12 protein-coding genes and 2 rRNA genes (1 of these 14 running past the window's edge) are annotated in these 14,107 nt (G+C 68.0%); 3 read left to right on the top strand and 11 right to left on the bottom strand.

Features of this window, described 5'->3' with window-relative positions:
* Nucleotides 1-126 precede the first annotated feature (126 nt).
* Nucleotides 127-414 carry a glutaredoxin family protein gene (locus AB6L24_RS27375; RefSeq protein ID WP_030361089.1) on the bottom strand — a complete coding sequence of 96 codons (288 nt, stop codon included), beginning with the start codon at nt 412-414 and terminating at the stop codon, nt 127-129.
* 141 nt (nt 415-555) lie between these two features.
* Between AB6L24_RS27375 and AB6L24_RS27370 the strand changes: the two genes are divergently transcribed.
* The 3 genes from AB6L24_RS27370 (at nt 556) to AB6L24_RS27360 (ending at nt 4,303) form a co-directional block, all read left to right on the top strand.
* On the top strand, nt 556-1,521 hold the full coding sequence (locus tag AB6L24_RS27370) for an HAD family hydrolase (protein WP_405659477.1): 966 nt from the start codon (nt 556-558) through the stop codon (nt 1,519-1,521).
* Nucleotides 1,522-1,941: 420 nt separating this feature from the next.
* Entirely contained in the window at nt 1,942-2,718 is a 777-nt protein-coding gene (locus tag AB6L24_RS27365) for an ECF subfamily RNA polymerase sigma factor, BldN family (RefSeq protein ID WP_405659475.1), read from the top strand.
* Nucleotides 2,719-3,022: 304 nt separating this feature from the next.
* Nucleotides 3,023-4,303 carry a DUF5667 domain-containing protein gene (locus tag AB6L24_RS27360; protein ID WP_405659473.1) on the top strand — a complete coding sequence of 427 codons (1,281 nt, stop codon included), beginning with the start codon at nt 3,023-3,025 and terminating at the stop codon, nt 4,301-4,303.
* A gap of 341 nt (nt 4,304-4,644) precedes the next feature.
* Here AB6L24_RS27360 and AB6L24_RS27355 read toward each other — a convergent pair whose 3' ends face one another.
* From AB6L24_RS27355 to AB6L24_RS27310, 10 genes are all read right to left on the bottom strand, one after another.
* Nucleotides 4,645-5,787, bottom strand: a complete 1,143-nt coding sequence (locus AB6L24_RS27355) for a lysophospholipid acyltransferase family protein (RefSeq protein WP_405659471.1) — start codon at nt 5,785-5,787, stop codon at nt 4,645-4,647.
* A gap of 14 nt (nt 5,788-5,801) precedes the next feature.
* Complete coding sequence (locus AB6L24_RS27350) at nt 5,802-6,899, bottom strand: NAD-dependent epimerase/dehydratase family protein (RefSeq protein ID WP_405659469.1); 1,098 nt, start codon at nt 6,897-6,899, stop codon at nt 5,802-5,804.
* Between the two features lie 316 nt (nt 6,900-7,215).
* The gene (locus AB6L24_RS27345; RefSeq protein ID WP_003948845.1) at nt 7,216-7,314 is read right to left on the bottom strand and encodes a 30S ribosomal protein bS22; all 99 of its coding nucleotides are present in this window, start codon (nt 7,312-7,314) and stop codon (nt 7,216-7,218) included.
* A gap of 131 nt (nt 7,315-7,445) precedes the next feature.
* Nucleotides 7,446-7,655: a helix-turn-helix domain-containing protein gene (locus AB6L24_RS27340; RefSeq protein WP_157164103.1), complete on the bottom strand. Its 210-nt coding sequence runs from the start codon at nt 7,653-7,655 to the stop codon at nt 7,446-7,448.
* Between the two features lie 129 nt (nt 7,656-7,784).
* Entirely contained in the window at nt 7,785-8,600 is an 816-nt protein-coding gene (locus AB6L24_RS27335; protein WP_087885319.1) for a phosphatase, read from the bottom strand.
* A 252-nt stretch (nt 8,601-8,852) separates the two neighbouring features.
* Nucleotides 8,853-10,025, bottom strand: coding sequence for an acetoin utilization protein AcuC (locus tag AB6L24_RS27330; protein WP_030361082.1), 1,173 nt, complete (start codon nt 10,023-10,025; stop codon nt 8,853-8,855).
* Entirely contained in the window at nt 9,976-11,232 is a 1,257-nt protein-coding gene (locus AB6L24_RS27325; RefSeq protein ID WP_405659465.1) for an MFS transporter, read from the bottom strand. The genes AB6L24_RS27330 and AB6L24_RS27325 overlap by 50 nt, the downstream gene beginning before the upstream one ends.
* A gap of 111 nt (nt 11,233-11,343) precedes the next feature.
* Entirely contained in the window at nt 11,344-11,988 is a 645-nt protein-coding gene (locus AB6L24_RS27320; RefSeq protein WP_405659462.1) for an HAD family hydrolase, read from the bottom strand.
* 62 nt (nt 11,989-12,050) lie between these two features.
* Nucleotides 12,051-12,167 (bottom strand): 5S ribosomal RNA (gene rrf / locus AB6L24_RS27315).
* A gap of 89 nt (nt 12,168-12,256) precedes the next feature.
* Nucleotides 12,257-14,107, bottom strand: a 23S ribosomal RNA gene (locus AB6L24_RS27310) (it continues 1,272 nt past the right edge of the window).

The following is a 14,107-nucleotide window of genomic DNA, read 5'->3' as shown; positions in this document are numbered from 1 at the left end:
GGGGCAAAACCGCACACACTCCTCACGATCCTCGCCCCCGAGACCTCAAAACCGACCCCCGATGCTAAACGACTTTCCGGACAGCTCCGGACGTCATAACCAGCCATCAGGGCCGACACCCCGGCACTACCCCAGCAACTCCCGCCGCAGCCGCCCCTCGTCCACCCGCCAGAACGTGTGCTGCTCCCCGTCCACGAGCACCACCGGAATCTGCTCCCAGTACTCCTTGTGCAGCGCCTCGTCCACGCTGATGTCCTTCTTCTCCCAGGGCACCCCGAGGTCGCCGCAGACCCGCTGGACCACGGCCTCCGCGTCGTCGCACAGATGACACCCGGGCTTGCCGATCAAGGTCACCAGGCGGTCGCCGGGCGCCTTCTTCGCTGCGCCGCCGCTCCGGCGGAAAAGAGGACTCATGCCTCCAGCTTCCTACGCGGTTCCGCCCGCCCGGCACCGCCCCGCGCCGCACCTCGGTGTGACCAGCGCGACACGGATCGTTGACGGGTTCGAATACTTCCCTTCACAGGGGGACCGAACAGAGTGGCTATGCTCGACGGCATGGCCGCTCTCGGTTGGCTCCACCCCCGCAGGCGCTCCGCCACCGCGCGCAGCGTCCTGGCAGGCGAGGCCTCGGCGGAGGCAGCGCGCAAGTCGTCGCAGGAGCTGGAGGAGCTCCACGACCGGGCAGAGGACGTCCCGCCCGACGAGACAGCGCCCGCCGAGCCCGAGGCCCCCGAGTTCCCGGTCGCCGGGGACGAGAAGGCCGCCGCGTTCTTCGACCTCGACAACACCGTGATGCAGGGCGCCGCCCTCTTCCACTTCGGCCGCGGACTGTACAAGCGGAAGTTCTTCCAGCGCCGCGAGCTCGCCCGATTCGCCTGGCAGCAGGCGTGGTTCAGGATGGCGGGCATCGAGGACCCCGAGCACATGCAGGACGCCCGCGACAGCGCCCTGTCCATCGTCAAGGGCCACCGGGTCGCCGAGCTGATGTCCATCGGCGAGGAGATCTACGACGAGTACATGGCCGAGCGCATCTGGCCCGGCACCCGCGCCCTGGCCCAGGCCCACCTCGACGCGGGACAGAAGGTCTGGCTGGTCACGGCCGCGCCCGTGGAGACGGCCACGATCATCGCCCGCCGCCTCGGCCTGACCGGCGCCCTCGGCACCGTCGCGGAGTCCGTGCACGGCGTGTACACCGGCAAGCTCGTCGGCGAGCCCCTGCACGGCCCCGCGAAGGCCGAGGCCGTCCGCGCCCTGGCCGCCGCCGAGGGCCTGGACCTGGCACGCTGCGCCGCGTACAGCGACTCCCACAACGACATCCCGATGCTGTCGCTGGTCGGACATCCGTACGCGATCAACCCCGACACCAAGCTGCGCAAGCACGCCCGCGCCCGCGAATGGCGGCTGCGGGACTACCGCACGGGCCGCAAGGCCGCGAAGGTCGGCATCCCGGCCGCCGCGGGCGTCGGCGCCCTCGCGGGCGGCACGGCGGCCGCGATCGCCCTGCACCGCCGCCGCCACTGACGCCACCCGGCCCTCCGCAGGCGCCGCCCGGCACACCCCAGAGCGACCACTCTCGGTGACCATCTCGCGCGAAGGCCCCGGAATCCGGGCCTCCGCCCTGCGTCGCGCGCGGAAACGACGGCAATCGTTCTGTCTTACCCGCCACGCCCCCCGCCAGTCCCGTTCGTTCAACTCGGCCACAACACGCCCCGCGCCCACCCCGAATGCGCGCTAATCCGATCAACAACCGTTCAATAACCGGTGCTTGATCGACCGCCGATCGGTAACAGAAGCGACGTAATCGATGATTTGAGCAACTGGGTGTAGCGCTGCCTGTACGAAGCGTTATTCTCCTCAGACGCATAACGGACCGTGCACATCGCTACGACGGGTGAACGGTTCGGTACTGCAAGTGATGGAAGCTCTGCCTCTGGGAGTCCCGTGTACCCACACGTCGGGGTTGACGCCTCGGGCCTGGCTACGCTGCGCGCGACGGTCGTGGACCGCCTGCGCGGCTTCGTCCCCACCGCGTACGCCGTCCCCGCCTTCGCCGTCCCGGCACCCGCCGGGCCGTGCTACGCCCTGGCGGACGGCGGTGCGGCTGTGAGCAGACGGACGCGCTCCTCCGCCACCGCCACGACCACCCACCGCCGCCCCGCGGCGGACAGTGACAGCGCCCGCATGATGGAACTCGTCGAGCGCGCCCAAGCAGGCGAGTCCGACGCCTTCGGCCGTCTCTACGACCAGTACAGCGACACCGTCTACCGCTACATCTACTACCGCGTCGGCGGCAAGGCGACCGCCGAGGACCTCACCAGCGAGACGTTCCTCCGCGCCCTGCGCAGGATCGGTACGTTCACCTGGCAGGGCCGCGACTTCGGCGCCTGGCTCGTCACCATCGCCCGCAACCTGGTGGCCGACCACTTCAAGTCGAGCCGCTTCCGCCTCGAGGTCACCACCGGCGAGATGCTCGACGCCAACGAGGTCGAGCGCAGCCCGGAGGACTCCGTCCTGGAGTCCCTGTCGAACGCCGCGCTCCTGGACGCGGTCCGCCGCCTCAACCCCCAACAGCAGGAGTGCGTGACGCTGCGCTTCCTGCAAGGCCTCTCCGTGGCCGAGACCGCCCGCGTCATGGGCAAGAACGAAGGCGCGATCAAAACCCTCCAGTACCGGGCGGTCCGCACCCTCGCCCGACTCCTCCCGGACGACGCCCGCTAGCGCCGCCCGCACGGCGTCCCGCGACCCCGCGTGACGCCCAACTCACCATCCGTGACGGCCTGCTGGCCGTCACGGACTTTGCCGAGCCCTTCGCGGTCCGATCATCTTTCGTCCGTAACCCAAGTGCCGCGACGCTCGTTGTGCGGGATGCAGGCTCCCTGTGGTTGCGACCTGACCTTCCCCGAGCTCCCCGAGAGCGGAGGGAGGCTCCATGCGCTCACTCGAACGTGTGGAAGTGTTCAGGGCGTGCAACCCCCAGGACCCCCTGGGGAGTCGACCGTCATGACGAGAGGAGGTGCCGCCAGTGATCGCGAACGTATCGGCACACCGGCGGGCGAACGCCTTCGCCCAGGCCCTGGAGGAGCAGTCCGACCAGGACCCGGCGGCCGAGCAGCCCGAAGATTCCGCCGCGACCTCGGTGGCCGCCCGAGCCGACACCGCGCCCCCCGGCGCGGCCGAGCGCGACCAGATGCTCGCGCTCGCCGACGGACTCGCACGGCTGCCCGCGCCCCAGCTGGACCCCGAGGTCAAAGTGGTCCAGCGGGCCCAGCTGGTGGCCGCCATGGAAGCCATGTTCGCGGAGGGCACGGCGGCGGGCGACGGCACAGGCCCTTCCGTACCGGAGCAGCGCTCCCGAAAAGGCGCCAAGGGCGCCCACCGGGCCGGCCCCCTGCGGAAACTCAAGCCCCGCACCCGCCTGTCCAAAGGCATCGCCGCCGGCGGCCTCACCGTGGGCGTCGCGGCCGGAGCCTTCGGCGGCGTGGCCGCGGCCAGCGGGGACGCCCTCCCGGGCGACTCGCTCTACGGCCTCAAACGCGGCATGGAAGACCTCAAGCTCGGCATGGCCGACAGCGACACCGACCGCGGCCAGATCTATCTGGACCAGGCCTCGACCCGGCTCAACGAGGCCCGCCGCCTGATGGAGCGCTCCCGCTCCGGCCACCTCGACCACGAATCCGTCGGCGAGGTCCGCCGCGCCCTCTCCGGCATGCGCCACGACGCCGCCGAGGGCCACCGCCTCCTCCTCGAGGCGTACGAACGCGACGGTTCGCTCGGCCCCATCCAGGCCCTGTCCGCCTTCTCCCAGTCTCACCGCGGCAGTTGGAGCGCCCTGCGCGAACGGCTCCCCGTCCAGCTCGGCGACGTCGGCGAGCAGGTCAGCTCCGTCTTCGACGCCATGGAGCAGGAAGTCGAGCCGCTGCGCTCCCTCTTCCCCAGCAGCAAGCCCGACAAGGGCGGCACCCCGGCGGACCAGGGCCCCCGCCAGGGCTCCTCCACCGGCACCCACCGCGAGGGCCCCGCGCCCCGGGACTCCGGCGAATCCGGCCGCGACCAGTCCCCCCGCAAGCCGAAGCCGTCCTCCCCCGGCCACAAGGAAAGCCAGGAAGGCCTGCTCCCCGGCGTCACCGACGGCCTCCTCGACCCGCCCTCCGAGAAGGCCCCCTCCTCGCCGTCCGACACCCACGAGGAGAAGAACAGCCCCACCACCAAGCACCCCAAGCCCGGAAAGCCGGACGTCACACTCCCGCCCCTGCTCCCCGGCCTGCTCCCAGAACTGGGCATCGAGGGCGAAGACCAGCGCTAGACGCCCCACCCCAACCACCGTCCGTCGGGCACCTCTCCCCAGCCCGACGGACGGCCTTCTTTCCCACCCACCCGCCCCGCCATCATTTCGGCCGAAGTGATCCGCACTGCCTGCCCGGTACACCCTCGGCCCGCTCCGGTACTTTCAGCCCGCCTCAGTACCTTTCAGCCCGCCTCGGCGAAGTTTTCAGCCCGTCCGGCGATTGAGGACGAGGCGCGAAGCGCCGATTCGAGGGAGGACCGTCCCACCCGCCACGGGACACCCACCCCCGGGGTCCAGGGGCGAAGCCCCGGTTTCGGGAAAGGGGCGGGACTGGGGAAAGCCCCGCAGGGCCCCCACCCTCAGAAGAACACCGACCTCCGCTGAACCAACAACTTGTACAGCGTGTGCTGAATCTGCTCCCGCACCTGATCCGTCAGATTGAACATCAACATCGGATCCTCAGCGGCCTCGGGCGGATACCCATCCGTAGGAATCGCCTCCCCGAACTGAATTGTCCACTTCGTGGGCAACGGCACCGCCCCCAACGGCCCCAGCCAGGGAAACGTGGGCGTCAACGGAAAGTACGGAATCCCAAGGACCCGAGCCACGGTCTTCGCGTTGCCGATCATCGGATAGATCTCCTCGGCCCCCACGATGGAACAGGGCACGATCGGCGACCCCGTCCGCAACGCCGTGGAGACGAACCCGCCCCGCCCGAACCGCTGCAACTTGTACCGCTCACCAAAGGGCTTCCCGATCCCCTTGAACCCCTCGGGCATCACCCCGACAAGCTCCCCACGCTCCAGCAACGCCTCGGCGTCCTCCGCACAGGCCAACGTATGCCCGGCCTTGCGCGCCAGCTCATTGACGACCGGCAGCATGAACACCAGATCGGCGGCGAGCAGCCGCAGATGCCGCCCATGCGGATGGTTGTCGTGCACACCGACCTGCATCATGAGGCCGTCCCACGGCAACGTCCCGGAGTGATTGGCGACAATCAGCGCCCCACCGTCGGCGGGGATGTTCTCGATGCCCTTCACCTCGACGCGGAAGTACTTCTCGTACAACGGCCGCAGCAGCGACATCAGGACCTGGTCGGTGAGCTCCTCGTCGTACCCGAAGTCATCGACGTGGTACTCCCCCGTCAGCCGCCGCCGCAGAAACGCGAGGCCACCCGCGATCCGCCGGTCCCAGCCACCGCCGCCCCCACCGCGCGGCTCCGGCACCGAAGCCGGCTCCGCCGCCGCGCCCGGCGCTGCACCCTGGGCCCCGGCGGGCCGCGCGCTCGCGTCGACCGGCCCGACGGCCCTCGCGTCCAGCGGCTCCGCACCCGGGGCGGCACCCTCCGGCACGTCCGCGTTCAACCGGCCGGGGACCGCCTTGACCTCGCGCACCTTCGCCCCGTCGCCCGGACGGCGCGGCCCGGACCTGCGACGCTGCGGCCGCTGACCGGCCCCGCGCGACCGGTCGTCGTCGAACGGAATGACCTTGGCGTCCGCCATCGTTGACGATCTCCTCAGTTGGCGCTGTGGTGGGCACTGTTGTCGGCTCCGGGTCCGCTCCCGCCCCCGGACTTCGTACCGCCCCCCGCGAACGGCAGCGCCGCGATCCTGTCGACGGCCCCGGCGAGCGCGGCCGGGGGCAGCAGGCCGGGACCCCGGCTGCGTACGAAGTCCGCGAAGGCCTCCGCGGTCGTGTACTTGGGCCTGAACCCCAGTGTCTCGCGCATCTGCCGGGTGGCCACCACCCGGCCGTGGGTGAGCAGCCGGATCTGCTCCGGCGAGAAGTCCGTGGCTCCGAGCGTACGCAGGGCCGTGCCCACCCACGTCACCGCGGGCAGCAGCACCGGCAGCGTCGGCCGCCCGAGCCGGCGGGCGCACTGCGAGAGCAGCAGCAGTCCCTCCCCGGCGATGTTGAACGTGCCGCTGTTCAGCGTGCCCCGCCGCGGGTCGTGCGAGGCCAGGCGAAGGACCTCGACGGCGTCGTCCTCGTGCACGAACTGCAGCCGCGGGTCATAGCCGAAGACCGTCGGCAGCACGGGCAGCGAGAAGTACTCCGCGAGCGGCGAATCCGCGGCGGGACCGAGGATGTTGGCGAACCGCAGCACACACACCGCGACATCGGGCCGCCGGCGCGCGAACCCGCGCACATACCCCTCGACCTCGACGGTGTCCTTGGCGAAGCCGCCGCTGGGCAGCGACTTCGGCGGCGTGGTCTCCGTGAACACGGCCGGATCGCGGGGCGCCGAACCGTACACATTGGTGCTCGACTTCACCACGAGGCGCTTGACCGTCGGCGACTTCTGGCAGGCGCCGAGCAGCTGCATCGTGCCGATGACGTTGGTCTCCTTGACCGAGCCCCGGCTGCCGCCGGCGAGCGCGGTGCCGGTCACGTCCATGTGGACGACCGTGTCGACGCGGTGCTCGGCGAGGACCTTGGTGATGGTGGGCTGCCGGATGTCGGCCTGCACGAAGTCCGCGCCGCCGAGATGGTGCTCGGGCGGGACGGCGTCGACGGCGACCACCCGGTCGACCTCCGGATCGCGCTGGACACGGCGGACGAACCTGCCGCCCAGTTGCCGGGCCACCCCGGTCACGAGCACGACCTTGCCCAAGATCAGCGCCGCCTTTCCCCAGACCGCGAGGCACGAGCATGCTCCCGCTCCGCGGCACGTCCGAGCATCACGTCCGTGGCCCCACGCTAGCGGGTGGATGTTGCGCTGTGATGACCGCGGGGCGAGCGAAGTGACGACGGACACACTCCGCCGCAAAGATCAAGCCGTTCGCCCGGCTTTGAACTATTGAATCCCCTATGAACGACAAGCCCCGACCCGCCCCGGAAAGTTCTGGCCAGAACGTACTGCGGCCCTCCCATCGGACGATGGGAGGGCCGCAGTACGTTCACTCGCGTTCGCTGACGTCAGCGGTCGCTTACTTCTTGTTGCGACGCTGAACGCGCGTGCGCTTCAGCAGCTTGCGGTGCTTCTTCTTCGCCATCCGCTTGCGCCGCTTCTTGATAACAGAGCCCACGACTACCCTCGCTCACTTCTCGGAACATCCCCACATCGCGGGGACATCGGTGCGGGGCGTCTGGGCCCACACGACCTACGTCGGCCTAGCCTACCCGCCCTGGCGCCGAGCCTGTAATCGAGGGACATCGATCAGGCTGTCTCCACCCCCACGTAAGAGTCGCGAAGGTACTCGTGAACCGCGTTCTCCGGGACCCGGAAGGACCTTCCGACCCGGATTGCGGGCAGATGACCGCTGTGCACCAGCCGGTACACGGTCATCTTCGAGACTCGCATCACCGCGGCGACCTCCGCCACGGTCAGAAACGCAACCTCGCTGAGAGGCCTCTGGTCAGCAGCCATGACACACCTGAACCTTCCGCACATGACGCGCACCGGCTTCCCCTTCCGGTGACTCCTCGTCGCTGTGCGCTCACTCCCCAGAGTAGGGGCGGGTGATGCGAGTGGGGAAGAGGAGCTGCCATCGGCCGTTTACTGTGACAGACACGCTCGATTGAGTACATAGCGAGTAAGCGGTCGGTAGTAATCAGACCGCACAGCGTCATCAAGCGGAACGACGACGGACACCCGCCCCTCCGCCTCTCCGACGAACAGCGCCGGATCGTCCGTATCCGCCAGACCGATCGCCTCAAACCCCAGCTGACCTGCCCCGCAGACCCAGCCGTGGTCCCCGATGACCAGCTCGGGCAGGGGTCCGCCGGACTCGGCCTGGGCGGCCAGGGCCCGTCGAACCGGGAGTGGGGAATGGCTGTGTGCGCCGGTCTCACTCCCGGTGGGACGCACGCCGGGTTCGCGCACCAGCGCGACGCCTCGTACGTAGTCAAGGTTGTACGTGCGTAGGCCGAACCGGGTCGTTATGTCGACACAGCAACCCTGCGCGGGGGTGAGGATCGTGCATCCCGCCGCCGACAGAGCCTCGGCCAACGCGGCGTAGAAACCAAGGAGCCGATGCGGGTGTCCGGTCCCGAGCAGCACGGGAACCCGGCGCCCGGCCGCCTCCCGCAGCCGCTCGGCGAACGCGTCCAGGGCCGCCAACGTCCGCTCCGGGTCGATGACATCGGCCCCCGTGGTGTGCCGGGGGTCGTCCGACACCCCGCACTTGTCCGCCATCAGCCGCAGCAAGTCTCCCGCGCCCCAACTCCATTCGGGGTCGAGCCCGAGAAGTATCCGCGGATCCCGCGCCGCGAAGAGCCGGTAGCTCCGCAGGCTCTCCTCCCGCGACGTGGCCACGGGCCCGGCGAGCCGGGCCGCCAGCAGATGCGCGCGCAACGCTCCGGTGCTCAACACGCCCCGATGCTGCCGCACATACCCCCACGGAACCCCGAAAACCCAAAAAACACCCCACAGTCGGGCTAACCCCACCCACAGCCCGCACTTCCCAACCCGCCCCGGCCGAATTCCAGCCCGTCCGGCGATTGAGGACGAGGCGCGAAGCGCCGATTCGAGGGCGCCCCCGGCCCAGAGCAACGGGACACCCACCCCCGGGGCCCAGGGGGCAAAGCCCCGGTCTCGGGAAGGGGCGGGATTGGGGAGAACCCCCTAAGCCAGCAACCCCCGCAACGGAAACACAGCCCGCCGAGCAGCCAACACAGCCTGATCCACCCGATCCGCGGGGTCGTACCCCTCGTCCCACCCCCGCCACCCCACAGGCCACCGCCCATCCGTCATCCGCCCAGGCCCAAGCATCCGAGTCCGAGCAAACACCTCCCGCCGCCACCCCTCAGGCACCTCAGCCGAAGGCTCGATCTCCCGCCCGGCCGCGACAGCGACCAAATGCGTCCAGGACCTCGGCACCACATCCACCACGGCGTAACCACCCCCACCCAGGGCGACCCACCGCCCGTCGGCGTACGCATGCGCCAACTCATGACAGGCGACCTGCACGGCCCGCTGCGCGTCCAACGAGACCGCCAGATGCGCCAACGGATCCTCGAAGTGCGTGTCCGCCCCGTGCTGGGTGACAAGGACCTGCGGCCGAAACTCCGCCAACAGCTCAGGCACCACCGCGTGGAACGCCCGCACCCACCCCGCATCCCCCGTCCCTGCGGGCAGCGCCACATTCACCGCGCTCCCCGCCGCCGACTCCGCCCCCGTCTCCTCGGGCCACCCGGTCCCCGGAAACAACGTCCGGGGATGCTCGTGCAGCGAGATCGTCAAAACCCTCGGGTCGTCCCAGAACGTGGCCTGCACCCCGTCCCCGTGGTGCACGTCCACATCCACATAAGCGACACGCTCGGCCCCCAACTCCAACAGCCGCGCGATGGCCAGCGACGCATCGTTGTACACACAGAACCCCGCGGCGCTCCCCGGCATGGCGTGGTGCAGCCCACCGGCGAAGTTCACCGCGTGCAGCGCGTCCCCCTGCCACACCGCCTCGGCAGCGCCGACCGACTGCCCGGCGATCAGCGCCGACACCTCGTGCATGCCGGCGAAGGCGGGGTCGTCCTCCGTACCGAGCCCGTACGCCCCGCGTGCCGAAGCGGGGTCCGCGGAGGCCGCCTTCACCGCGTCGACGTAGTCCTCGCGGTGCACGAGCCCCAGCGTCGACTCCCCGGCACGCTTCGCCGCGACCACGTCCAGGTCGCGGTCGAGACCGAAGGCGTTGATCAGGCTTCTCGTCAGCGCGAGCCGGACCGGGTCCATGGGGTGCTCTGGACCGAAGTCATAGCCCGTTACTGCCTCGTCCCACATCAGTTGTGCGCGGCCGCTCATGTCCGTCACCGTATCGGTCCGGTCCGGGAGCGAACGACCTGGCCGACCAGAAGGTCACAAGCACCAACACCATGGGAACGACCATCGCCCCGCGGTAGTTCCACGCGTCCCCGAGCCCGCCCACCAGCGGCGAACCGATCAGGAACCCCACGTAGTTGAAGATGTTCAGCCGCGCCACCGCCGTGTCCGAGGCCCCCGGGAACAGCCGCCCCGCCGCCGCGAACGTCTGCGGCACGATCACGCACAACCCGATCCCCAGGAGCGTGAAGCCCAGGATCCCCGCCCAGGCCCCCGGCGCCACCGCCACCACACCGAACCCCATCGCCCCGATCACCGCACCCCACCGCACCACGGCGACCGCCCCGAACCGCCGCACCCCCAGGTCCCCGACTCCCCGCCCCAGCAGGTTCATCACCATGTAGACGTTGTACGGGACCGTCGCCAGCTGCTCCGAACTCCCCAGCACGTCCTGCAGATACTTCGCGCTCCAGTTGGAGACGGTGGAGTCCCCGATGTACGCACACGTCATCACAAGACACAGCGGCCACAAGACCTTGAGCCCCACACCCCCGCCAGCACCCTCTGCGGCACCTCGCCCGGCCTCCGTACCCCCACCGACCTCAGCACCCCCACCGCTCCCTCCCTCGCCACCCGCGTCGACGTACCACCGGCTCCCCACCAACGCGGCCGGCAACAGCACGACCACCACCGGCAGATACGACACCAGCAGCGACAGATCCCAGTGCGCCCCCACCCACGCCAGCGAGGCCCCCACGATCCCGCCGAGGCTGTACGCCGCGTGGAACCCGAGCATGATGCTGCGCCCGTACGCCCGCTGGAGGCTGACTCCCAGCATGTTCATGGACGCGTCCAACGCCCCGACGGCAAGCCCGAACGCCCCGAGCGCGACGGCGACTTGCCACACCGAGTCGCCCGCACCGGCCCCGAGCAGGGAAAGCAGTACGACGGGCTGCGACCACCGCAGTACCCGGCTGGGCGGCACCTGCCGCACCAGCCGTTCGGTGCACACGCTCCCGACCCCCGCCAGGATCGGCACGGCCGCCAGGAACACGGGCAGCAGGCCGTCGGATATCCCGTACTGGTCCTGCAGCGCGGGTATCCGTGTCACCAGCAGCGCGAACGTGACTCCCTGCACCAGGAAGCCGAACGCAAGGGAGGCCCTGCCGCGCCGCAGCGTTTCCGTCATGACCGCGAAGCGTAGGTCCCCGGTCTACCCGTGGGTAGATAGATCACCTCACGACTTTCCCCAGCGGCCTCTGGAAGGCCTCCCTGTCCGTCTCCGCCCCTCGATGGGCGCTCACGCAAGCAGGTCGGGCAGCGCACGCAGCTCACTGAAGAGCCGGGTGGCATCGCGGAGCCGTTCCGTCGGGGTCATGGCGGTGAACCCGCAGACGTCCATGCCGGCCGCGAGCGCCGCCTGCACTCCGAGCGGGCTGTCCTCCACGACGACGCATTTTTCCGGAGCGACGCCCATCGACTCGGCCGCGTGCAGGAAGAGGTCCGGGGCCGGCTTCCCGCGCCCCACGTCCTGCGAGCTGAAGATCCGCCCGTCGTCGAACCACTTGTCGAGCCCGGTCTTCCGGTGCCCGACCCGAATCCGCTCATGGCTCCCGGACGACGCGAGGCAGAAGGGCACGCCCTCGGCGGTCAGTTTCTCCAGCACGTCCATGGCCCCGGCCATGGGCTCGAGGTCCCGCTTGAAGGCGGCGAAGACCCGCTCGTGAAAGACCTCGTCGAAGTCGTCGGGCAACCGCTGCCCGGTCCGTTCCAGGACCAGGTCGTGTACGCGGTGCATGGCGCCGCCCATGTAGTCCCGCAGGGATTCTTCGTACGAGGTGGGGTGCCCGACTTCCGTCAGATACGCGGCGAGCATCTTGTTGGAGATCGGCTCGCTGTCGACCAGGACTCCGTCGTTGTCAAAGATGATCAATTCGTATCGCATGCCTAGACCCTAAACGCAGAAAACCCCCGTGCCGAATGGCACGGGGGCTTTCTCTACAATTAGTTCGGCGGCGTCCTACTCTCCCACAGGGTCCCCCCTGCAGTACCATCGGCGCTGTAAGGCTTAGCTTCCGGGTTCGGAATGTAACCGGGCGTTTCCCTCACGCTATGACCACCGAAACACTATGAAACTCTCAACCGCACCATACCGTGACCATGGCATGGGGTTGTTCGTGGTTTCAGAACCAACACAGTGGACGCGAGCAACTGAGGACAAGCCCTCGGCCTATTAGTACCAGTCAACTCCACCCCTTACAGGGCTTCCATATCTGGCCTATCAACCCAGTCGTCTACTGGGAGCCTTAACCCCTCAAAGGGGGTGGGAGTCCTCATCTCGAAGCAGGCTTCCCGCTTAGATGCTTTCAGCGGTTATCCTTTCCGAACGTAGCCAACCAGCCATGCCCTTGGCAGGACAACTGGCACACCAGAGGTTCGTCCGTCCCGGTCCTCTCGTACTAGGGACAGCCCTTCTCAAGACTCCTACGCGCACAGCGGATAGGGACCGAACTGTCTCACGACGTTCTAAACCCAGCTCGCGTACCGCTTTAATGGGCGAACAGCCCAACCCTTGGGACCGACTCCAGCCCCAGGATGCGACGAGCCGACATCGAGGTGCCAAACCATCCCGTCGATATGGACTCTTGGGGAAGATCAGCCTGTTATCCCCGGGGTACCTTTTATCCGTTGAGCGACGGCGCTTCCACAAGCCACCGCCGGATCACTAGTCCCGACTTTCGTCCCTGCTCGACCCGTCAGTCTCACAGTCAAGCTCCCTTGTGCACTTACACTCAACACCTGATTACCAACCAGGCTGAGGGAACCTTTGGGCGCCTCCGTTACCCTTTGGGAGGCAACCGCCCCAGTTAAACTACCCATCAGACACTGTCCCTGATCCGGATCACGGACCCAGGTTAGACATCCAGCACGACCAGAGTGGTATTTCAACGACGACTCCACGAACACTGGCGTGCCCGCTTCACAGTCTCCCACCTATCCTACACAAGCCGAACCGAACACCAATATCAAACTGTAGTAAAGGTCCCGGGGTCTTTCCGTCCTGCTGCGCGAAACGAGCATCTTTACTCGTAGTGCAATTTCACCGGGCCTATGGTTGAGACAGTCGAGAAGTCGTTACGCCATTCGTGCAGGTCGGAACTTACCCGACAAGGAATTTCGCTACCTTAGGATGGTTATAGTTACCACCGCCGTTTACTGGCGCTTAAGTTCTCAGCTTCGCCACCCCGAAGAGTGACTAACCGGTCCCCTTAACGTTCCAGCACCGGGCAGGCGTCAGTCCGTATACATCGCCTTACGGCTTCGCACGGACCTGTGTTTTTAGTAAACAGTCGCTTCTCGCTGGTCTCTGCGGCCACCCCCAGCTCAGACCGTAAAGATCATCACCAGGTGTGGCCCCCCTTCTCCCGAAGTTACGGGGGCATTTTGCCGAGTTCCTTAACCATAGTTCACCCGAACGCCTCGGTATTCTCTACCTGACCACCTGAGTCGGTTTAGGGTACGGGCCGCCATGAAACTCGCTAGAGGCTTTTCTCGACAGCATAGGATCATCCACTTCACCACAATCGGCTCGGCATCAGGTCTCACCCTCATGAACGACGGATTTGCCTATCGTTCGGGCTACACCCTTACCCCGGGACAACCACCGCCCGGGCTGGACTACCTTCCTGCGTCACCCCATCACTCACCTACTACCAGATCGGGCCGGCGGCTCCACCACTCCCCTCAACTCCGAAGAGATCAGGGCGGCTTCACGGCCTTAGCATCACTGGATTCGATGTTTGACGCTTCACAGCGGGTACCGGAATATCAACCGGTTATCCATCGACTACGCCTGTCGGCCTCGCCTTAGGTCCCGACTTACCCTGGGCAGATCAGCTTGACCCAGGAACCCTTAGTCAATCGGCGCACACGTTTCTCACGTATGTATCGCTACTCATGCCTGCATTCTCACTCGTGAACCGTCCACCACTGCCTTCCGGCGCAGCTTCACCCGGCACACGACGCTCCCCTACCCATCCCAGCCGCCGTTGGGCGTATATGCT

It is taken from the genome of Streptomyces sp. RK9 (assembly GCF_045070545.1).
In the GTDB taxonomy this organism is placed as follows: Bacteria; Actinomycetota; Actinomycetes; order Streptomycetales; family Streptomycetaceae; genus Streptomyces; species Streptomyces alboflavus.
This window is presented reverse-complemented; position numbering and strand designations above follow the sequence as displayed.

Excerpts from the sequence above, each read along its gene's own strand:
- AB6L24_RS27320 (WP_405659462.1), bottom strand. The coding sequence starts at position 11,988 with ATGCGATACGAATTGATCATCTTTGACAACGACGGAGTCCTGGTCGAC.
- AB6L24_RS27355 (WP_405659471.1), bottom strand. The coding sequence starts at position 5,787 with ATGGCGGACGCCAAGGTCATTCCGTTCGACGACGACCGGTCGCGCGGG.
- AB6L24_RS27375 (WP_030361089.1), bottom strand. The coding sequence starts at position 414 with ATGAGTCCTCTTTTCCGCCGGAGCGGCGGCGCAGCGAAGAAGGCGCCC.
- AB6L24_RS27340 (WP_157164103.1), bottom strand. The coding sequence starts at position 7,655 with ATGGCTGCTGACCAGAGGCCTCTCAGCGAGGTTGCGTTTCTGACCGTG.
- AB6L24_RS27330 (WP_030361082.1), bottom strand. The coding sequence starts at position 10,025 with ATGAGCGGCCGCGCACAACTGATGTGGGACGAGGCAGTAACGGGCTAT.
- AB6L24_RS27370 (WP_405659477.1), top strand. The coding sequence starts at position 556 with ATGGCCGCTCTCGGTTGGCTCCACCCCCGCAGGCGCTCCGCCACCGCG.
- AB6L24_RS27325 (WP_405659465.1), bottom strand. The coding sequence starts at position 11,232 with ATGACGGAAACGCTGCGGCGCGGCAGGGCCTCCCTTGCGTTCGGCTTC.